Source organism: Anaerolineales bacterium, from assembly GCA_016928575.1.
In the GTDB taxonomy this organism is placed as follows: domain Bacteria; phylum Chloroflexota; class Anaerolineae; order Anaerolineales; family RBG-16-64-43; genus JAFGKK01.
Genome location: JAFGKK010000131.1, coordinates 70,322 through 90,828, shown reverse-complemented (window position 1 = coordinate 90,828; position 20,507 = coordinate 70,322). Strand labels below are relative to the sequence as shown.

Below are 20,507 nucleotides of genomic sequence, written 5' to 3'. Positions count from 1 at the left end.
TCCCGGCGGCCGCGGCACACTCAGGATTATACTCCCCCTTTTTTTGACATTCCTTCCTTGACTTTCCGTCCGCCGCTTCATAGAATCCGGTTGCATCCCATGCCGAAGCGCGGGAAAAAAAAAGAACCTTCGGCGTCCGCAATCCGAGGGGGAGTTTCCGTGCCGAAACCCGTCCCCGCGAACCGGGTGCCGGAGCTTTGCTTTTTCCGCCCAGCAGGGTCCTGAAAAGGCGTTCCCAGGCATCTTGGCGAGCGGCCGGAAGGAGCGAAGCAATTTTCTTCTTCTGAAAAAAGAGGGGCTTCGTCACTTCACCCCCCGGCCCCGACCCCGCCCCGCGCCGCAAGGGCGGCGGCGCTCGCAAGGAGGTCGGTTGACGACGTCTTCCACGCCCGGCCAGGAACACTCCCGCCCTTCGCCCGGCAATGGATCGCCGCCGGAGCGTGCGCCGGCGCGCACGGCACTTTGTCTCTTGGAGGTTTCGCATGATCGTCCCGAACGAATTGAAATACACGAAAACCGACGAATGGGTCCGGGTGGAGGGAAACCAAGCCTCCATGGGCATCACCGACTACGCCCAAAGCCAGCTCTCCGACATCGTCTATGTGGAAGTGTTCCCTAAAAAAGGCGACGCCTTGGCGCAGGGCAAACCGGCCGCCTCGGTGGAATCGGTAAAGGCGGCGGCGGAGATTTACCTCCCAGCCGGCGGAACGGTGACCGATGTGAACCCCGCGCTCGCCGGCGCGCCTGAAGTGATCAACAAAGATCCTTACGGCGAAGGCTGGATGGTGAAATTCACTCTGTCCGATCCCGCCGAGTTGGATTTGCTGATGGACGCGAAGAGCTACGAAGCGTATTGCGCCGGACGCCAGCGCTGACGGCGGTCCCGCGGAGCGCCGGGAGCGGCTCCGCCAACCAGAGGCAGCATGCCCTTTCTTCCCCATACCGAAGCGGAACGCGCCGAAATGCTCAAGGCCGTCGGCGTTAACAGGATCGAGGATTTGTTCTCCGCCGTTCCGGAAACCCGGCGGTATCCGAAACTAAACCTTCCGGCTCCGGCCTCCGAGCCGGAGGCAATCTCGGAAATGCGGTTCTTGGCGGAAGCCAACGTGCAGGCGCAGGATACGGCTTGTTTCCTCGGCGCGGGCGCCTACCACCACTACATCCCGCCGGCGGTCAACCACCTCCTGTTGCGGGGCGAGTTCTACACCGCCTATACGCCGTACCAGCCGGAAATTTCCCAGGGAACTTTGCAATCCATCTTCGAATTCCAGACCCTGATCGCGGCGCTGACCGGAATGGAAGCGGCCAACGCCTCGCATTACGACGGGGCGACGGCCGCCGCCGAGGCGGTGGTCCTCGCCCTGCAGCAATCGCGCGGGCGCCGGCGGGTGGTGCTCTCGCCGGTCCTGCATCCGCATTACCGGCGGGTCATCCGCACCTACCTGCAGGGGGCGGACATCCATTTCGCCGGCGACGAAACCCCCGAAACCTACTCGGCCTTCCAAGCCCGGAGCCGGATCAAGCACCTGGCGACCTGCGTCGACGAATCCACCGCCGTGGTGGTGGCTCCTTACCCGTCGTTCGTGGGGGAAGTCGACGACCTCGCGCCGCTGGCGGAGGTGGTGCACACCGCCGGGGCGCTCCTGGCGGTGGCGGTCAACCCCATCGCCCTCGGACTGCTGAAACCCCCGGGGGAGATGGGGGCGGACATCGTCTTCGGGGAAGGCCAGCCGCTCGGCATTCCCCTTTCCTGCGGCGGCCCGTACCTGGGGTTCTTCGCCACGCGGCGGGCCTACTTGCATAAAATGTCCGGCCGCATCGCCGGGGAGACGTCCGACGGGCAGGGGCGCCGCGGATACGTGCTCACCCTCGCCGCGCGCGAACAGCACATCAAGCGCGAACGGGCCTCTTCGAACATCTGCACCAACCAGGCGCTGATGGCGCTGGCGGCGACCGTCTACCTCAGCCTGCTGGGGAAGCACGGCCTGCGGCGGGTGGCCGAACTGTGCTACCACCGCGCCAACTACGCCGCCGACCGGGTTGCCCGGCTGCCCGGATTCCAGGTCGTCTCGCGCTTCCCCTTCTTCCACGAATTCGTCCTGCGCTGCCCGAAATCGGTCGCCGAGATAAACCGGAATTTATTGGATCATTGGGAGATCATCGGCGGATACGATCTGGGGCGGGATTTTCCGTGCCTGGCCAACCACATGCTGCTGGCTTTCACCGAAATGACCCCGCGCGAGCAAATCGACCGACTCGCCGACGCCCTGGCGGAGGAATCCTTATGAGGCGGATGCCATGACCGAGCCGACGGTATACGAACTTTCTGCGCCGGGGCGCAGCGGAGTGAGCCTGCCCGCCCTCGACGTGGATCCCTCCACCCTGCCCCCGTCGCTGATTCGCAAGGACCTGCCGCTGCCCGAGCTGTCGGAAGCCGACGTCGTCCGGCATTTCCTGCGCCTCTCGCAGATGAACTACGCGGTCGACAAGGGCTTCTACCCCCTGGGCTCGTGCACGATGAAATACAACCCCAAAATCAACGAGGACGCCGCGCGCCTTCCGGGATTCGCGTTTGTCCACCCCCTGCAGAATCCGGAAAGCATGCAAGGATGCCTCTCCCTGATGTACCATCTGCAGTCCTGGCTGGGCGAGATCAGCGGGTTGGCGGCGGTTTCCCTGCAGCCGGCGGCCGGCGCCCACGGCGAGCTGACCGGCGCGCTGATGATCCGCGCCTACCATCTCGACCGCGGCGAACGGAACCGCCGCCGGATGCTGATCCCCAACTCCGCCCACGGAACCAACCCCGCCTCGGTGTCGATGGCCGGGATGGAGGCGGTGGAGGTGCCGTCCGACCGGCGCGGCAACATCGACCTCGCCGAACTGCGCAAGGCGTGCGATTCCACCGTCGCCGGGCTGATGCTCACCAATCCGAACACCCTTGGATTGTTCGAGGAGAACGTGCTGGAGGTGGCTGACGCAGTCCACAACTGCGGCGGGCTGTTGTACGGAGACGGTGCCAACCTCAACCCGCTGCTCGGGATCGTCCGGCCGGGCGACCTCGGATTCGACGTGATGCATTTCAACCTGCACAAGACCTTCTCCACCCCGCACGGCGGCGGCGGTCCGGGCTCCGGCCCGGTGGGCGTATCCGAAAAACTGACCGAGTTCCTGCCCGCGCCGGTCGTTGCGATTCTCGATCCGGGCGGCGAGGAGGAACCCCCATTGTACGGATTTCGCGATCCGCAGAAGAGCATCGGCCGGATGCGCGCCTTCCACGGCAACTTCGGCGTCCTGGTCCGCGCCGCCGCCTACATCCGCATGCTCGGCGCCGAGGGGCTGCGGCGGGTGGCCGAGACCGCCGTCCTGAACGCCAACTACCTCCGAACCCTGCTGAAAGGCGCTTACGCCGTTCCCTACGACCGGATCTGCATGCACGAGTTCGTCGCCGAAGGGTGCTGGGCGGACGCGCCGGGGATCCGCGCGGTCGACGTCGCCAAGCGATTGATGGACTACGGCGTGCACCCCCCGACGGTGATGTTCCCGCTGATCGTGCACGACGCGCTGATGATCGAGCCGACCGAAACCGAGAGCAAGCAGACGCTCGACGCGTTCGCCGAGGCGATGAAGAAAATCGCCGCCGAGGCCCGGAGCGATCCGCAATTGCTGCACGAAGCCCCGCACCACGCGCCGGTCGGCCGCCTCGACGAAGTCCGCGCCGCCAAACAGCCGGTGTTGACGGGGAAGCTCTGACCCCCTCTTCGCATTCCGTGCCGCACGGGGATCCGGAAAAACCGGCCGGAGCGGCGCGGCCACCCGCCCCCATAAGCAGCTGTCACCTTTCCCCGCGGACGGCATCCAATTTCACATGGCATGGAAACCCGGATCCGCCCCGCGGAGGCGGGTGTTTGGGAGACAGCCGGCCAGCCATGCCTCCAACGGGAGGGCTCCATGAAAGATACTATTCGGCAAGTCGCGGTTGCGCTGGCCGTGGCCGCCACGCTGGCCGTCAACTTTTTGGCCAATGCGCTGCCCCTGGGCGGCGTGACCACCGGCCAAGTGTCGGACCAATTCGATGTGTATTTCGTTCCGGCGGGCTATGTGTTTTCGATTTGGGGGCTGATCTACCTCGGGCTGATCGCCTACGCCGTGTACCAGGCGCTTCCCGCCCAGCGCGATAATCCCCGCCTGCGCAAGATCGGATACCCGTTCGTCGTCGGCAGTCTGGCGAACATCGCCTGGCTGTTCGCATGGCACTACCAGCAGTTCCCGCTGACCCTGGTCTTCATGCTTGTGTTGCTGGCGGCGCTGATTGCAATCTACCTGAACCTCGAGATCGGAAAAACCCGGGTCCCGCGCGCCGAGACGTGGTGGACGCGCGTACCCTTCAGCATCTACCTCGGATGGATCACGGTCGCCGCGATCGCGAACGTCACCGACCTGCTCTACTACTGGGAATGGGACGGCTTCGGCATCGACGGGCAGACCTGGGCGCTGATCCTGTTCGCCGCGGTGCTGGCGATCGCCGGCTGGGTGAGCCTGACCCGGCGCGACATCGCCTACAACCTGGTCATCGTCTGGGCGCTGGCGGGGATCGCCGTCAAGCAGTCGGCCTTTCCGACGCTGGTGATCGGATCCTTGGTCACAGCCGTTTTGGTTCTGGCGGTGCTCGCATTCAGCGTTCTACGCCGGAGGCCGGCGCCCGCTTAACCCACCCCAGCCCCGCCTTCGTCACATAAAAAAGGCGTACCCGCTCAGGCGGTTTCCCCCATCCCAGGTCGCCGCCATTCGAGTTGCGGGAGAATCTTCCAAGCTCCGTCCCCGGGGTTCAGGTTGGGTTCGTCACCCCGGCGCCCACCCTCGCGCCTGCTCTCGGGAAGCGAGGAAAGCTGAGGTGCTCACAGCCGGAACCCAATGGTTGTTGAGAATGTTGGAGGCCGGCCAAATCCGTTCCGGCATGACGATCCTCGGGCTGAGCGGACGAAAAAAAAAAGGCTTCTGCTCAGCCCGATGCAAGGATTGAAAAACCGTCGATAAACCATCCAATTCTCCCCCCCTCATCCCATCCTCCCGAAGGGCGGATGCGGGGGAGGCCGAGTAGAAATAAAAAAAAGGCTCCTTCGAAAGCGAAGGAGCCTCATGCATTTATAAGGGAAAGCTACTTGCTCAGGTATTCCTCGAGTGCAGCTTTGCCGATCCGGTAGCCTTTGCCGATCTTCTTGGCCTTCAGCTCCTTGCCCTTGATCAGCTCGACGACGTCCTCTTCGCTGACCTTGAGGATTTGGGCCACGTCGGAGGGGGTCATCACGTCCGGCATCGCCGCGGCGGCGGCGGCGGCCGCTCCGCCCGCCAGATTCTTGGCGGAAGCGCCCTGCTTCAGCGCCTCGCCCATCACCTGGCCGATGCTCATCCCGGCGCCGATGCCGGCGGTCAGGCCGGCTCCGCCGGCCGGGTTCTTGGCCGCGTCACGCATCGCGTCGGCCGCCTGCAACTGGGTGTAGGTGGCCATATCGAGCATGCCCATCGCCCGCAGCTCCTCGGCGCTCTTCTCCGAAGGCTTGAGGCTTTCGATGTAGAACTGCTTCAGCGTCAAGCCAACCGCCTGGAAATCGTCCTGGGCTTTAGCGCGGACTCCGGCGCCGAGCTCCTCGGTCAACCCGATCAGCGAGGGCACGTCCTTCTTGGCCGCCGTCTCGCCGAGCAGGTCCGCCAGTTTGGAAAGCAGGATCGCGCGCAGACGGCCCTGGATGTCGGCGGTGGAATAGGCGCCGGTGGTCCCGACGATCTGCGACACGAACTGCTGGGGATTGGCCATCTGGAACGAGTAGGAGCCGTAGCCCTGCATCAGCGCCACCCCCAAGCCCATGCCGGGGTTGCGGATGATGATCGGCTGGGCGGTGCCCCACTTCTGGTCGGCGAATTCGCGCATCGAGACGAAGTACACCTCGGCCGTGAAGGGGGTGCGGTCGTTGAAGGCCTTGCCGATCAGGTCGATCAGGTAGGGCACGTTGGCGGTGGTGATGGTGTGGCGTCCGGCCTTGAAGGTGTCCAGCGCCCGGCCGTCGCGGAAGAAGACCGCCGATTGCGCCTCGCGGACGATCACCTGCGAACCGATTCGGAAATCCCCGTACCCGCTTTCGGGAAAGCGGTGCACGATTTCATCCCGCATCTCATCCGGATATTCGACGACATCGAAAATTCTTGCCATGGTCTTCTCTCCCGTGGGGGATCGGAATCCCGCACAAAACACCGGCCGTCACGGCCGGCAAGGTTGACGGATCCTTACTGGCTGGCCGGTGCGGCTCCCGCCGCCGGCGCGTTCGGACCGAGAATCAGTTCGCTGCGCGACTGGAAGGCGTCGAGCGCGTCCTGGGCGAGGGTCGCCACGTTGCGGATCGCCGCCGGAAGCCCGTCGGTTCCCGCCGAAGCGGCGACGTTGTCGACCGCGGCGGCCAGCTGGACCGCGCGGTCGAGCAGGGAAGCGTCGAACTGATACAGTTGGATCAATTCCGGTTCGTTGACCTTGACCGCGTCGAAGAACCCCGCGTACCCGTAGGGGGCGGTGCGCACGCGGTCGATGAACGTCCGCAGTTTGACCGCGGCCGCCTCGAGGGCGTCGACCGATTCGATCCCGCCTTCCTGGATCATCTGGCGCTGAAGCTCCGATACCCGCGACCATTGCTGTTCGAAGCGGGTGGCCACCGTCTCGCGCAGGAGCTTGTCCGCGTCGCGGCGGGCATTCCGATCCACGTAGCCTTTGAAGCCGGGGATGAACGCGCCGATCTTTTCGATCAAATTGCGGCTGTCTGTAATTTTCTGGAACAGGTCTGACATGCGAGCCTCCTTGGTTCCGAGACATCCGACGGTGTATGCCGCCTTATTATAGGCGAGTTCCCCGCCCGCGCAAGCGGATGCCGGCCTTGACGGATCCGCGGGCGGAAAGCTTTCGGATTCCAAAGAGATATACGCAGAACGCGGTGGACGGTCACGGACGCTTGCAGAATCCGGCCGGGCCGTGTTTAGGTTACGCCCGTTCCGTCCGGCATCATGCGCCCAATCGCCGAAACGCCGCGGTCAGCCGGGAGTCAACGGAGTGATGGGCCAGTGGATCACCACGGTTTTGGGCGCGGCCGGCCGCCGAACAGCCTTTGGAACCGCCAGCGCCAAGTCGCCCCGCGGGGGATTCTATTTTCTTTCTGTGCCAGATAGTTCCGCGCCATCTGCCGGCCCCGCTCGATCAACGCTTCGGCTTGGGTGAAATCCCACGGCCGGACCGGCCCCGCGTCCAGGGTGAGCAAATGCACTCGCACGCCTTCGTGGCGGGCCACCTCCAATTGGCGGGCCGTCAATTGGGCGACCATCGCTCCGAGCGCAAAACCCGAAACATTGACGATCCCCGAGCCTTCAATGTAGATGATGGACCCCTCGACGTTCAACGCCAAAATTTCCTCGGCACCGTAATCCACCGCCACCCGCACGGGTAGATTGGCAGCCAGGGCGCCGTCCAGGTAGCGCCGCGAACCCGCCTTCCACGGGGGGAAATACGGCGGCAGGGCGGAGGTGGCCATCGCTCCGTCGAGCAGCCGATCCTCGCGGTGTTCACCGAACACCCGGACCACGTTGCCGGGATATTCCACCGCCAGGGCGAACGCCCGCTGGCGGGTCCGGCGATGGACGTCCCCGAAGGTTTGGCATCCTTCCGGGAGATTCGCCCGGAAGAATTCCACGATCGGCTCGTTGGGAAACAGGCTTTCGGCGCCCGTGGCGAACCGGCGCGCCGCGGTGAATACGCTGGCGCCCCCCTGCGGCACGGGGCGGGCTTTGCGCCAAAGATCCTGGAGCTTGCGCGCCCCCTGCACGGTCGGATCGGAAGCCATATGGATGGCGTTCAATCCGCCGGCCGAGGTTCCGGCCCACAATCCCGGTTTTATTCCCGCCTCCAAAAAGACTTCCAGCGCTCCCGCCTCAAGCGCCCCGTAATTGCCTCCTCCGCTGAAAACAACGGCGAGCATATCCGCCTCCTCAAGAAAAAAACGAAACCGCCGAAACCCCGTCAGGCTGAGCCCAGCGAAGAATCCGCGCCGACATTGTCTTGAACCTTCGTTTGCCTGCAAAGTCCCGCGGTCCGGGCGCTCAGGATGACGTCCTCGTTGACTTCATATCATTATAAAACGCCCGGCCGGACGTCCTATCTGAAGAATGAATTGTCTTTGCTATAATGCTCCGGGAAGGAGATCGCCTTGCCGGGAAACCTGTCGGTCGAACAGTTCCTCCTGCTCCTCGCCGGAATCTTGGCCGGAATTGCGGTTTTGGTGGTGTTGGCGGGCGTGTTTCTGCTCCAGCGCGCGCCGCGCCAGCCGTTTTTTCTCGTCCGCCAGCAGACCGCCGCTGCCGGCTGGCGCCTCCTGGCCGTCGCCCTCGGGATGCTGCTCCTGGCCGGAACCGTTCGGTTGTTCGGCGCACCGGTCGTTTTCCAGTGGGTCACCCCCACCCCTTCGACCACCCTGACGCCCAGCACCACCCTGACGCCGTCCATCACTTTCACGCCCTCGCGCACCCTGCCGCCGACGATCACCCTGACCGCCAGCCGGACCTTCACGCCGACCCCCTCGCCGACTCCGTTCGTTCCTTTTAATATCTCGCAATCCTTCACCAGCACCATGCCGCCCAATCCGGATTTGTACATCGGGCCGTTGACCTTCGCCAAGGCCGTCGCCCCCGATCTTCAGCCGGTTTCCCCCGGAACGTCTTTCGCCAATCCGATCCAAAGGATTTACGTCGTGTACCCGTACAAACACGTCAACGAGGGCGTGGAGTTGACCGTGATCTGGTATATGGACGGGTCGTTGTTCGGCTGGGAATCCTTCCCCTGGTACGGGGGGCCGGAAGGGATCGGAGTCTCCTTCTGGTCGATGGCGCCCGATTTTTTCCCCTACGGCTCGTATGAAGTGCAGATCTTCACCGGCGGGCAATGGAAGCAATCCGGGCTTTTCTGGATCACCGGCAACCCCCCGGAGCCCACCAGCACGCCGACACCCTCAATCACGCGCCAGCCCCCGCCGACCGAGACGCCGACGAAGAAGCCCGAGCTCCTCACCCCTTCGCCGACAGCCTGATCCGGCGCCGCCTTCGCGCCTTCGTTCGCCCGCCCGGACGCCGCGAAAGGGTTTTTCCTCGCGTTGATCGGGCAAAGGTTTTTTCTGCCCCTCAGCGCATTCCACATCGAAAAGAAATTCCGCCCTGTTCCATCCTCACCTCTCTCCCCCATCCCTTTCTCCTTTTTCCGACACAAGCCAGGAGAGAAGAAAGGGGCCAAGGGGTTGGGGAGTGGGGAGAGAATAAGGGCGGAAGCCGCACAGTCCTTTGTTTACCAACTCGGCCCATCGAGTGAAGGGGGACGAGCCCGGGACGCCTACATAATCTCCTCGTACAACCTCTCCAGCGACAAATCCGGCACCACGGTTTGGCGCGATCGCAGGGTGAGCGAGGCGGCCGAGATCCCCAGGCGGACGGCCTCGTCCAAGGGGATGTCGTTGAGGATGGCGAACAGCACGGCGGCGGTCAGGGCGTCGCCAGCCCCGGTCGGATCCACGATCGTCGTGCGCAACGCGGGGAAATGCCCGCGCCTCTCGCGGGTGGCATAGGCGACTCCGAACTCGGCCAACGAGATCAGCGCGATGCAGACTCCGCGCGCGGACAATTCCTGCGCCGCCAGGACTGCATCGGCGGGATCTCCGGGCGGGATCCGGCGGCCAAGCAGGATTTCGGCTTCGAGCACATTGGGGGTGATCAGCTGGAGCCGGTTTAGGTACGGCGCCAGCCGCGCCGCCAAGTGCCGCGAGGTGGGATCCGCGCTGAGAGGGACTCCGGCCGCTTGAGCCATACGGAAGACTTCGGCGATCGCATCGTTGGACAGGTTGGCGTCGAGGAACACCATCCGCGCGGAGCGGAACAGCGGCTCCGCTTCCTTCAGCGATTCCGGAGTGATCGCTCTTAAGACGGCCATATCGTCGAGCGCGGTCCGCAGCCGCCCTTGGGAATCGATCACCGCCAGATACGCCCCGGTGGTTTGTCCGGGCAGGATCCGCAAGGCGGAGACATCCACGCCCGCTTCCGTTAAGACGCCGACCAGCGCGCGCCCCGAGACATCCTCGCCGACGGCGGAAAGCAACGAGCATGGCTGGCTCAGCCGGGCGAGGTTCTCGGCCACGTTGCGGGCCACACCCCCGAAGCCCACCCGGATGCGGGCCGGCGTGGAGGTGCCCTCCTCCGATTCGCCGGACAGCCTGCCGACCATATCCAGGCCGGCGGCGCCGATCACCAAGACGGAACCGCGTTCTTCCGACTCCTCCACGCTTTCCTCCGGAACCTTGGGCGGACATTCCCGCCGGATCCGCACAATCCCGCAGAATCATAATAGCATCGATTCCCGGATTCGGTAACCAACGGCCGTGAAGCGTTTTCGCGATGAGGATCGGATTCCGCCGAACGGCCGGTCGGCATCCAAAGGAAAAACGTTGCGCGGGAAAAAGGCTCCGCAAAACTTCCCTTCCGGCCGCGAATCCCTCCGGCTTATTGTTTATCCTTCAACGCCCGGGACATGCCCTCCAGAACCGCCTCGGGATCCGCTTTTTCATTGTCCGGCAGAACCCGATCCAAACGGCGGCAGATCCCTTCCAGGAGAACGGCCGCCAAATCCTTCCGGTTCGCCATCGAATCCCTCCGCGCCAAAAAATCCGCAATCAGGATTTTCTCGTCGTCCGAGAGCCGCTCCAGAGGAAATCCGGCCGGCGGCGCCCCGCCGAAGGTTTTTTCCCGGACCGGAAACAGACTCGCCAGCGTTACGCCCGCATGTTCACAAACGACCAAAGTCCCCGCCGCAAAATCGCCCAGCCGGCGGCAGTGCGGATCCAGGAACATCGACACCAGCCCGACCCCGTACCCCAGCGGCATGGAATCGATGATGCGGACCACGTTGCGGATCACCGCTTCCGCGGCGGAAATCGGAAGCCCGGTAGACCGCACAACCCGCAAGCGAAGCGCGCGCTTGCCCGGGGTTTGCCCGTTCCAGAGGATTTCAAAGAAGATGAAATAACCGTGCTGCACCGCGAACGAAACGAGGCCGAGGGCGGCGAACGCCCAATATATCCAATTCGGGATTTCCCCGTTGTCCACGGCGGATTCGCGGAATGCCAAAAAGACCGCGAACGCCACAACCGTATTGACAACCAAGAGGATACCGGCTAACAATAGATGATCCGCCAGGGAGGCGAGGAACCGCGACCCAATCCCGGCCAACGGGTATTCCAGGGCGACATTCTCCGGAGTGTTTACCTGAAGCGCGCTGTCGAAATCCATCGCGGAGCCTCTTCCGAAAATGCGGGCCAAGGACGGAAAGAATGAAGCTTGAGCAATTCATGCTGCAACGGAAGGCCGACTGGGAACGGCTGACCGCCTTGCTGGAGAAATGTTCGGCCGGTCCGGAACGGCTGTCGCCCGAAGAGGTCCGCGACCTCGGAAGGCTGTACCGCTCCGCCGCCGCGGACCTGGCGCTGGCTCAGCGCGATTTCCCCCGGGAGCGGACGACCGCTTACCTGCATCAATTGGCCGGGAGGGCGCATTCGGTCATCTACCGCGCCGAACCGATGGCCGGACGCCAGGCGATGCGCTTCTTCCGGTTTACGGTGCCGAATACGTTCCGCGCCGGCCTGCCCTTCTTCCTCGCCGCGTGCGCTTTTTTCATTATACCCGCGGCGTTCTCGGGGATCGCCACCGCGATCGACCCGGATGCGGCGGCCTGGATGCTGCCCGCCGAGGTGCAGGAGACTCGGGATTACCTCGAGCGCAGGGAACTCTGGACCGACATCCCGGTCGAAAAAAGGCCGTACGCCTCCTCCTTCATCATGCAAAACAACATCCGGGTTGCGCTGCTCGCCTTTGCCGGGGGGATCTCCTTCAATCTCCTCACGGTGTACCTGCTGGCCCTTAACGGTTTCATCCTCGGCGGCGTCACCGGCCTGGCGCTCTTCTACGGCGTCGGCGGCGAGCTGTGGACCTTCGTCATCGGCCACGGCGTGATCGAGCTTTCGGTGATCTGCCTTGCCGGGGGATGCGGCCTGCAAATCGGCTGGGCTCTGATCCACCCCGGATTCATCAGCCGCAAGGATGCGCTGGCCGCGGCGGCGCAAAAGGCCGTCCGGCTGGCGCTCTTCAGCGCGCTGTTGCTGGTCGTCGCCGGACTGATCGAGGGATTCCTCTCCCCCGCCGAACACGTGCCCGCCTGGATCAAAGCAGCCGTGGGAATCGGCAGCGGCGCCGTCTTGTACGCGTACCTGTTCCTCGCCGGGCGGCCGGGCCGTCAGAGCAGCCGGCGTCCCTTCAGCTCCAAGTAGCGGTTGATGACCGCGACCGACAGATGGTTGGCCGGGACGTCGAGGGTTAGCACCCCCTTGCGGCGCAGCGCATCCAACGCCTGGCGCCGCTCCTCGAGCAGGGCCTCCGCTTCCATCCGCAGGTAGACCGATTCCGAATCGGCCGGACGGGCCGCAGCCGCCTGATGAATGTCCGGGGCGCCGACGGTGACGACCATTGGCAGGCTGCGTCCGGCCAACGCGCCCATCCCCTCCAACAAGGCGCGGACCCCGAAGTTGCCCGTTAAATCCGTAAACAGAATGACCAACGAGCGCTTCCGCTCCTTGCCGGCCAAGTAGCTTGCGGCCCGCCGGTAATCGGGTTCGACGCTCTGCGGCTCCACCGCATAGAGCGCCTTGAGCATCCGGTAAAACTGCCGCCGTCCGGCCTGCGGCCGGAGGTAGTGTTGGATGTCGTCGGCGAAGGAAAGCAAGCCGACCTTGTCCCCCTTTCCCGCCGCGACGAACGCCAGCAACAGCACGGCGTTGACGGCGTAATCGAGTTTCGCCATCGGCCCCACCGGGCTTTGCATCATGCGCCCGGTGTCGAGCAGCGCGACCACGTTCTGGCTGCGTTCGGTCTGGTATTCGATCGTCACCGGACGGTTCCGGCGGGCCGTCGCCTTCCAATGGATGCGGCGGAAGTCGTCGTCGGGCAGGTATTCCCTCAGCCGCTCGAATTCCGTCCCTTCGCCGAAGATCCGCGAATGCCGCAAGCCCATTTCCCGCAGGCGGTTCTGGCGCAGCATCAGATCGTAGCGGCGGATGTCCATCAGGTTGGGGTACACCCGCACCGGCCCCGCCGACGGAAACCGGGATTGCCGGCGGACCAATCCGAGCGGGCCGGCCCATCGCATGTGGATGTCGCCGAATTGATAATCTCCGCGCCGGGGAGGAATCACCGCATAGGTTCCGGACCAATCCGAGCGCCCGGCGCATTCGCCGCTTACCACGGCCGGCCTGCCGGAAAAAGCCGGCGGGAACTCGTCGCGGATGGAAAACGCGATCCGCCGGCCGGAGCCGTTGTGCAGATCCAGCCGGACGGCGTTTTCCGTTCCCAAACTGAGTTTGGAATCGTGGCTGCGGCGGATTCCGAATTGCGCCCCGGACCCCGCCCAATAAAAATCCGCGGCCGAAAGCCCGGCGACGGCGGCCAGCCAGACCGCCGCGGCCGCGCCCGCCGCCGGAATTCCTCCGCCGGCGGCGATCAGCGGAGCCGCCAGGAGAAACAACAACACTGCGCGCAGGGTGAAGTGCATCGTTTGTCCGCCGCGGGAGCCGCCTTACCGCGGCACTTCCACTTGGGCCAACAGCCGGCGGATGACCGCTTCCGGATCCAAGCCTTCGATCTCCGCCTCAGGCTTGAGCAGCAGGCGGTGGCGGTACACGGGATGCACGACTCGCTTGACGTCCTCCGGCACGACGAAATCCCTTCCCTGCAGTGCGGCATACGCTTTTGCCGCCAGTAGGACATGGCTGGACGCCCGCATGCTCGCCCCCAGGGTGATGTCCGGGGAATTCCGGCTTGCGGCGGCGATCCGGGCGATATAGAGGAGGATTCCCTCCTCGACCCGCACGGATTGGATTTCCCGGCGGAAGCGCAGCACATCCTCGCCGGAGGAGACGGCCCGCAATCCGGATTCGGCTAACTCATGCGGGTCGAAACCGGCGTGATACCGCCGCAGCACCTCCAGTTCCTTCTCCAGCGGCAGGTACGGCACCAGAATCTTAAAAAGAAAGCGGTCAAGCTGGGCTTCGGGCAGCGGATAGGTGCCTTCGAACTCCACCGGATTTTGCGTGGCGATCACCAGGAACGGCGGAGGGATGACGAACCGCTCCCCTTCCAGGCTGACCTGTCGTTCCTCCATGATTTCCAGCAGTGCGGATTGGGTCTTGGCCGGAGCCCGGTTGATCTCGTCCGCCAGCAGGATCTGGGTGAACACCGGCCCCTTCTTCAAGTGGAACTTGCCGGTCGTGACGTCGAACACGCTCGTGCCGAGGATGTCGGAGGGCATCAGATCCGGCGTGAATTGGATCCGGGAAAAATTCACCCGCAATACATGGGCCAGCGTTTTGGCCATCAGGGTCTTGGCCGTCCCGGGAACGCCCTCCAGCAGGACGTGTCCGCCGGCGAGCAGCGCGGCCACCATCAGCTCAAGGGAATCCTGCATTCCCACAAGGACCTTCGAGGATTCCTCCCGGATCTGCGCGTACCATTCCTTCAACGATGCGGTATCCATGAACTGCCCCTTTCTATTCCCTGCGATCGATCCAATCCGCCGCTTCTTGGGCCCAAACGACCATTTCCCTTTCGGTCGCCCTTTCCTTCGAAAGCCGCCGCAACAGCCGCCTCAGCCGCGGAGCGGCCAATTCCGGCCGGCGCTTCTTTAATTCGTCGACGAAGCGATCGTCGTCTTCCGACGGATCCAAGGAATGGCGGAGGCCCAATCCTTTTTTGAGCGCCTGGTGAAAATGCGCCAGCGCGATCCGGCGGTGCCCGGCCCGGCGGCGCAGACGGGCGATGGCTCCGGCGTATTCCACCGGCGCCCGGTGCGATTCGCCGGGCGAAGCCCGCAGCGGCCTTCCGAACGGCCTTCCCGCCAACAGCAGGCCGATCCACACGACCGTCACGGCGAAGAGAACGCCCCGCCCGGCGGCCGTGTCGAACAACCAATACAACGGCCCCAGACGGTCGACCATCCGCAGCCGGACGCCGTGGTGCCACTCGTCAAACCACACCGTGCGGCTGCCCCCCGGATAGGCGATCAGGTTGTACACAAACTGCGGATTGCCCGATTCCAGAATGCCGGAGTTGGAAAACGCGAACCCGGCCGTCGTGGCGGCAACCGTCCCGTCGCCCAGACTGTGGATGATCGTGGTCGGAATATCCCCCTGCGAGGAGTGCACTTGAACGGAGCGACGCCGTTCCCGGATGCCGTATTCGGCGCGAGCGTGCACCGGCATCTCCACCGGAGGGAAACGCAGAATCGGAGCATCCAGATACAGCCATTCCGCTTCAACCGGCAGGCGGACCAATTCCAGGTCGAACTGAGAATAGACTTGCCCGAGAGCCGGGGAATCCCCGGCGATCACAAGATGCCCTCCGGACAGCACCCAGTTCCAGAGTGCATACTGTTCTTCGGGGGTGAAAACCACGGAGGGTTGCAGCAGCAACACCACATCGACGTCCGGCGGAATCTCGTAATCCGGAACCACTTCCCGGTTTACCCGGAAATTCTGAGTCTCCAACCACAGCGACAAAGCCTTCGCCCCGTCCCGCTGATACGAGGTGCTTGACAGCGGCGGCTCGTCGCTTCGAGCCCCGGGGGAAATCAGGGCGGTCCCGACGGCGAGCGCCGCGAACGCCAGGACCAGAACCGCCGCGATCACGCCGTCGGCCGGGAAGCGCTTCACGACCGCCGCCGGATCTCGCTTACGGCTTGGCGCAACGCGCGGCATTCCTCTTCGTTGGGGGTTTGGAATCCGTACCAGACCCTGTCGAACATCGCCACCGCCCTGCGCAGCGGGTCCGCCAGCCGCGGCAGGTGCTCGACGCTGCGCAAGTATTCCTGGTTGGTCTGCGAGCGATTGACGGAAAGATGGCCGCGTTCCTCCAGGAAGAGCAGCGCCGAAAGATACAGGTAGCGGATCGCCTGGCGTTTGTGGCCGGCGGCAAATCGCTCCTCGGCCAATCCGGCCGCCCGATCCGAGGTGAGGGCCTCATCCGCCCGGTCGCCGGACGGCTCCACCGCCGCGGACGGTACGAGATTCCTTCTGAGAAGCCCGGCCGACAACGACAGAATGCCCGCAAGCACAAGGACGGCGAACAACCCGATGCCCCATACCAAACCCTGCGGATGGCCCAATTGCTCGGCGAGTTCCTGCAGCCGCCTCAGCAAGAAGTCGATCAATTCCTGAAGCGAAATCCCCTCTTCCGCCCCTTCCGCCGCGTTCCGAAATCCGCTCGAAGAAAGGATTTTTTCCAACGCATCGACATCGATGCCGCCGAGGAGCGGCGGACCGTCTCTTTCCGCCTCCGCATGGGCATACAGCAATTCATCCATGCGCAGGAGCAAACGTACGGAATCCGGCGGGCACCGGTCCAATCCCGCAACCAGCCAATCGGCGCGGATCGGGATCACCTCCCCGGAGGAAAGCCGCACGGCGCGCACATCTTTCCACATTCCCGCCTCGCGCCGCGCCAATCGGCAAGCCTTGTCCTCCGGCATCCACGGCAGCGTGGAAACCAAGGCGCGGGTCTCGGCCAACAGATCCCAAAACGCTTCTTCCGCGACCGGTCCCGATTCCGCCCCGGTCCGGACCGGAAGCAGAAGCGAGCCCGCAAGCGGGATAAGGCTCAACGCAGCAAACAGCCGGATGCGAATCCGCGCACAGCCAATTCGCCTCATGGCGGATTTCCCTCTTCTCCGGCCGACCGGCAGGGGATCGCCGCGGCTCTCTTCCCCGGCGCGGAAACGTTCTGCAGCCGCCGCAACGGATTTCGGCCCGGCGCACACCGCAGCCGCGCGGAGAGGATCATGGAAAATAGAGCAAGCTTGGGATCAACGAATCGATCGCCAATACCATCGCCACACCGATCAGGACCAACAGGAGATACACCGTCAGGATGATCAGGAAGGCGCCGATCGAAAGCAGGACGAAGTAGCCGAATTCCTTCCAGGTGAGCAGCGAAGCCGGTCCGGCGCCCTGGACCTCGGCCAGCGCCTGCATCTTGGCTTCGGCGCTTTCGCCGGGATCGCGCATCCGCATGGCCAGATCCAAGCCTTCGGTCCGCGCCCGGAGGTCAAGGTAGAGCAATACGAAACCGGTTTGGGCGAGGGGGGTAAACAGCAAGGTGCCGATCAGGCCGACCAACGCGCTGACCGCGGTCCTGAGGACAAACCCCTGCGTTTCGGTCAAGGAAAAAGCCTCCGCGGCCAGGTTTATCAGACCGGATACCAAATACGTCGGTCCGACGGTGACCAGAGTCGAGATCAGAATCAGGGCGCCGACGAACCCGAGCACCCACCAAAACCTGCGGCGGGCAAGATCCCAAGCCCTGCGAAACGCCGCCAAGCCGATTTTCCGCTCCATCACCACGACCGGAATGACCAGCGATTGCAGCACCCACGAAAAATACAACAGCAGGCCGAACCCGGTGATCCAACCGAAGCACGGCACGATCATCCAGATCCCCAGCGCGACGATGATTACCGCGCCCAACAGCGCGGTCAAGATCAGGCGCGGAAGCAACGGCAGGATGCCGCGGTACGCCTCGCGGATACCCAGCGGCTCCCCCAAGGCGGCGTGAAAGACCGCCTTCGTCAGAGCCCCGTTGGCGAAGGCCTGGAGCAGTATCAGCGAAACGAGTCCGATCAGGCACGTTCCGGAGATCGTGCGAAACAACAGGTTCCAACTCGAGGAAACGGCGTCGCCGCTGTTCAAGAGGTAGGCTGAAGGAGATTGTTCTTCCAAGAAGGAAGCGGAGTTAAACAAGTTAAAGGCCAGCGTGATCAATTGGAGCGGAATTTCCATCAGCGCGAGGATCCCGACAAGCCGGAGGAAATTTCCGCGATAGATCCGGAAGGTGCGGTCCAGCAATTCGGCGAACAGGAGCGGCCTGAGGTTAATCGGTTTTTGTTCGGCCATGATGGGGTTTCCTTTCCATTTTACCAAGCGTACGGATGCCGAATCCACGCCATTATATTCCTATTGGAAAAACGACCGCGGCCGGTATTGGAGCGCCTCCGCGAGATGGGCCGGCGCGATCGAATCCATCCCCGCCAGGTCGGCGATCGTCCGCGCCATCTTCAGCACGCGGTGGTAGGCGCGCGCGGATAGTTGCAGCCGCTGGACGGCGGCGCGCATCAGGGCGCCGCCGGCTTCGTCCAGCGCACAATAGCGGCGTACGTCGCCGGGGCGCATCTCCGCGTTGCAGATCAAACTGCGTCCGGCAAAGCGTTCGCGGGAACGGGCCCGCGCGGCTTCCACCCGCGCGCGCACGGCGCGCGAACACTCGCCGGGCCGCGGATCGGCGAGTTTGGCGAACTCCACCCGCGGAACTTCGACGTGGATGTCGATCCGGTCCAACATCGGGCCCGAGATCCGCTTCTGGTAGCGGGTGACCGCCGCCGGGGCGCAGGTGCACTCGCGGACCGGATCCCCCGCGTAGCCGCACGGGCACGGATTCATCGCCGCCACCAGCATGAAGTTCGCCGGGAAGGTCAGCGATCCGTGGGCGCGGGAAATCGTCACCAGCTTGTCCTCCAGCGGCTGGCGCAGAACCTCCAGCACGCGCGGACCGAACTCGGGGAACTCGTCGAGGAACAACACGCCGCGATGGGCTAGGCTGATCTCCCCGGGGCGCGGCCAATTGCCGCCGCCCGCCAACCCGGCGTGCGAAATGGTGTGGTGCGGCGCGCGGAAGGGGCGGCGCTTGATCAGCGGCACATCGGGCGGGAGTTGGTCCGCGACCGAATAGATGCGGGTTACGTCGAGGGCCTCTTCGAGCGTCAGGCGCGGGAGGATCGAGGGCAGGGCCCGGGCGAGGAGGGTTTTCCCGGCGCCCGGCGGACCGATCAAGAGGACGTTGTGCCCGCCGGCGGCGGCGACTTCGAGCGCGCGCTTGGCGTGCTCCTGGCCGCGGATTTCCTCCAGGGCGGTGTATCCCTCCGGGCCGAACTCCCCGTCCGGAGGATCACCGTCCTCCAACGCCGCCATCCGGACCGGCTGCAGCGGGTGGTCGCCGGTCAGGTGGCGGACGATCGCGGTGATATGGTCCACCGCGATGACTTCCAAATCCGGTATCAGCGCCGCCTCGCGCGCATCGCAGGCGGGGACGAACACCCGCTGGAGGCCCAGACGGCGGGCCAAGGCGGTCATGGGCAGGACTCCGCGCACGTGCCGGACCGAACCGTCGAGCGAGAGCTCGCCGACCACCAGCGTATGCTCCAACCCGTCGCCCGGCACCTGATCGGAGGCGACCAGGAGGCCCAGCGCGATCGGCAGGTCGTAGGCCGGGCCCTCCTTGCGCAGATCGGCCGGCGCCAGATTAACCGTCACCCGCCGGTACGGAAAAGACAAGCCGGCGTTCTTCACGGCCGCCTGAACCCGTTCGCGGCTTTCCTGAACGGCGGTGTCCGGAAGGCCGACGATGACGAAGGACGGCATGCCGTTGGCAACGTCGACTTCCGTGTCTACGACGGCGCCGTCGAGGCCGATCACTGCGCAAGACGATACGCGAGCCAGCATAGTCTCCCCCTTGCGGAATATTCCGCGCATAGTGTAGTCCGCGATCCGCGGAGTGTCAAGCGAACCCGGCAACCGAGGCGGCGATCCCGACCGAGGCGGTCCCAAAGAGCAAGGCGGTCCGAATGATCGACGCGGCCCCAACGACCTTGGCGGGCCATCATCCCGGCATGGCCTCCGCCGGGACCGCACAACTCTCCCCTCCGCTTTCCTTGCCGCAGGCTTTGTGTTTCAATTGCCCTGCCATGATTCGCATCAATTCACGGATCTCGATCCCGGACGAGGAATTGGTTTTTTCCTATGTGCGCGCCTCCGGACCCGGCGGACAAAACGTGAACAAGGTCGCCACCGCCGTCCAACTCCGGTTCGACGTCCGCCGCTCGGCCTCCCTGCCGGAGGATGTCCGCCGGCGCTTGGGGATAATCGCCGGAAGAAAGATGACCTCCCGGGGGATCCTGGTCTTAGACGGGCGCAGATTCCGGACCCAGGAACAAAACCGCGCCGACGCGCTGGCGAGGTTGCGGGACCTGGTTTCCCGGGCGGCCGCCGCACCCAAGCGCAGGAAATCCACCCGTCCCACAAAGGGCGCGATTGAAAGGAGATTGGCAGGAAAACGCCGGCGGTCGGAACGGAAGATGCAACGCAGGAAAAGCCGTTCCAACGAGGAGTAAATGGTTTTTTCACCACTTTTTTACCCAAATAAATCCGCTGTTCACCCGCTTTTTACCGGATATCCGGGATTAAAACTCTATTCTTAAGGTACCGGGGTAGAGAGGCTTTGATCGGCCATTTTTCAGCCCCGCCGCAAGACAATTCTTCCGCACCGGAAGGGCATGGTTAAAAAGGGGATTC

Annotated in this window: 18 protein-coding genes; 7 read left to right on the top strand and 11 right to left on the bottom strand. The window is 64.2% G+C overall.

The window, feature by feature from the left end; all coding sequences use genetic code 11:
• Nucleotides 1–482: 482 nt before the first annotated feature.
• The 4 genes from gcvH (at nt 483) to JW929_15955 (ending at nt 4,707) form a co-directional block, all read left to right on the top strand.
• The gene (gcvH, locus tag JW929_15970; GenBank protein MBN1440905.1) at nt 483–875 is read left to right on the top strand and encodes a glycine cleavage system protein GcvH; all 393 of its coding nucleotides are present in this window, start codon (nt 483–485) and stop codon (nt 873–875) included.
• 48 nt (nt 876–923) lie between these two features.
• Nucleotides 924–2,288, top strand: a complete 1,365-nt coding sequence (gene gcvPA / locus JW929_15965) for an aminomethyl-transferring glycine dehydrogenase subunit GcvPA (protein ID MBN1440904.1) — start codon at nt 924–926, stop codon at nt 2,286–2,288.
• Between the two features lie 10 nt (nt 2,289–2,298).
• Nucleotides 2,299–3,750 (top strand): aminomethyl-transferring glycine dehydrogenase subunit GcvPB, encoded by a 1,452-nt coding sequence (gcvPB, locus tag JW929_15960; GenBank protein MBN1440903.1) that lies wholly within the window; start codon nt 2,299–2,301, stop codon nt 3,748–3,750.
• A 198-nt stretch (nt 3,751–3,948) separates the two neighbouring features.
• Nucleotides 3,949–4,707, top strand: coding sequence for a hypothetical protein (locus JW929_15955; GenBank protein MBN1440902.1), 759 nt, complete (start codon nt 3,949–3,951; stop codon nt 4,705–4,707).
• Nucleotides 4,708–5,155: 448 nt separating this feature from the next.
• Here JW929_15955 and JW929_15950 read toward each other — a convergent pair whose 3' ends face one another.
• From JW929_15950 to JW929_15940, 3 genes are all read right to left on the bottom strand, one after another.
• On the bottom strand, nt 5,156–6,205 hold the full coding sequence (locus JW929_15950; GenBank protein ID MBN1440901.1) for an SPFH domain-containing protein: 1,050 nt from the start codon (nt 6,203–6,205) through the stop codon (nt 5,156–5,158).
• 74 nt (nt 6,206–6,279) lie between these two features.
• The gene (locus JW929_15945; protein ID MBN1440900.1) at nt 6,280–6,831 is read right to left on the bottom strand and encodes a hypothetical protein; all 552 of its coding nucleotides are present in this window, start codon (nt 6,829–6,831) and stop codon (nt 6,280–6,282) included.
• Between the two features lie 275 nt (nt 6,832–7,106).
• Nucleotides 7,107–8,009, bottom strand: coding sequence for a patatin-like phospholipase family protein (locus tag JW929_15940; GenBank protein MBN1440899.1), 903 nt, complete (start codon nt 8,007–8,009; stop codon nt 7,107–7,109).
• A 228-nt stretch (nt 8,010–8,237) separates the two neighbouring features.
• Here JW929_15940 and JW929_15935 point away from each other — a divergent pair, with 228 nt between their 5' ends.
• Complete coding sequence (locus JW929_15935) at nt 8,238–9,113, top strand: hypothetical protein (GenBank protein MBN1440898.1); 876 nt, start codon at nt 8,238–8,240, stop codon at nt 9,111–9,113.
• 296 nt (nt 9,114–9,409) lie between these two features.
• Here the strand turns inward: JW929_15935 and JW929_15930 are convergent, their stop codons facing one another.
• Together JW929_15930 and JW929_15925 are read right to left on the bottom strand one after the other, a co-directional pair.
• On the bottom strand, nt 9,410–10,351 hold the full coding sequence (locus JW929_15930) for a carbohydrate kinase family protein (GenBank protein ID MBN1440897.1): 942 nt from the start codon (nt 10,349–10,351) through the stop codon (nt 9,410–9,412).
• 218 nt (nt 10,352–10,569) lie between these two features.
• Nucleotides 10,570–11,355, bottom strand: a complete 786-nt coding sequence (locus JW929_15925; GenBank protein ID MBN1440896.1) for an RDD family protein — start codon at nt 11,353–11,355, stop codon at nt 10,570–10,572.
• A gap of 41 nt (nt 11,356–11,396) precedes the next feature.
• Here JW929_15925 and JW929_15920 point away from each other — a divergent pair, with 41 nt between their 5' ends.
• Complete coding sequence (locus JW929_15920) at nt 11,397–12,389, top strand: stage II sporulation protein M (GenBank protein MBN1440895.1); 993 nt, start codon at nt 11,397–11,399, stop codon at nt 12,387–12,389.
• Here the strand turns inward: JW929_15920 and JW929_15915 are convergent.
• The 6 genes from JW929_15915 to JW929_15890 form a co-directional block, all read right to left on the bottom strand.
• Nucleotides 12,356–13,666 carry a DUF58 domain-containing protein gene (locus tag JW929_15915; protein ID MBN1440894.1) on the bottom strand — a complete coding sequence of 437 codons (1,311 nt, stop codon included), beginning with the start codon at nt 13,664–13,666 and terminating at the stop codon, nt 12,356–12,358. The two genes, JW929_15920 and JW929_15915, sit on opposite strands and share 34 nt — an antisense overlap.
• A 24-nt stretch (nt 13,667–13,690) precedes the next feature.
• Nucleotides 13,691–14,647 (bottom strand): MoxR family ATPase, encoded by a 957-nt coding sequence (locus JW929_15910; GenBank protein MBN1440893.1) that lies wholly within the window; start codon nt 14,645–14,647, stop codon nt 13,691–13,693.
• A 13-nt stretch (nt 14,648–14,660) separates the two neighbouring features.
• Nucleotides 14,661–15,821 carry a hypothetical protein gene (locus JW929_15905; GenBank protein MBN1440892.1) on the bottom strand — a complete coding sequence of 387 codons (1,161 nt, stop codon included), beginning with the start codon at nt 15,819–15,821 and terminating at the stop codon, nt 14,661–14,663.
• A complete protein-coding gene (locus JW929_15900; protein ID MBN1440891.1) occupies nt 15,818–16,816 on the bottom strand; it encodes a DUF4129 domain-containing protein in 999 nt (332 codons plus the stop codon). Before JW929_15900 ends, JW929_15905 begins: the two co-directional genes overlap by 4 nt.
• Before the next feature lie 127 nt (nt 16,817–16,943).
• Nucleotides 16,944–18,056, bottom strand: coding sequence for a hypothetical protein (locus JW929_15895; protein MBN1440890.1), 1,113 nt, complete (start codon nt 18,054–18,056; stop codon nt 16,944–16,946).
• A gap of 60 nt (nt 18,057–18,116) precedes the next feature.
• The gene (locus tag JW929_15890; GenBank protein MBN1440889.1) at nt 18,117–19,658 is read right to left on the bottom strand and encodes a YifB family Mg chelatase-like AAA ATPase; all 1,542 of its coding nucleotides are present in this window, start codon (nt 19,656–19,658) and stop codon (nt 18,117–18,119) included.
• 122 nt (nt 19,659–19,780) lie between these two features.
• Here JW929_15890 and arfB point away from each other — a divergent pair, with 122 nt between their 5' ends.
• On the top strand, nt 19,781–20,326 hold the full coding sequence (gene arfB, locus JW929_15885; GenBank protein MBN1440888.1) for an aminoacyl-tRNA hydrolase: 546 nt from the start codon (nt 19,781–19,783) through the stop codon (nt 20,324–20,326).
• The last annotated feature ends 181 nt before the right edge of the window (nt 20,327–20,507 follow it).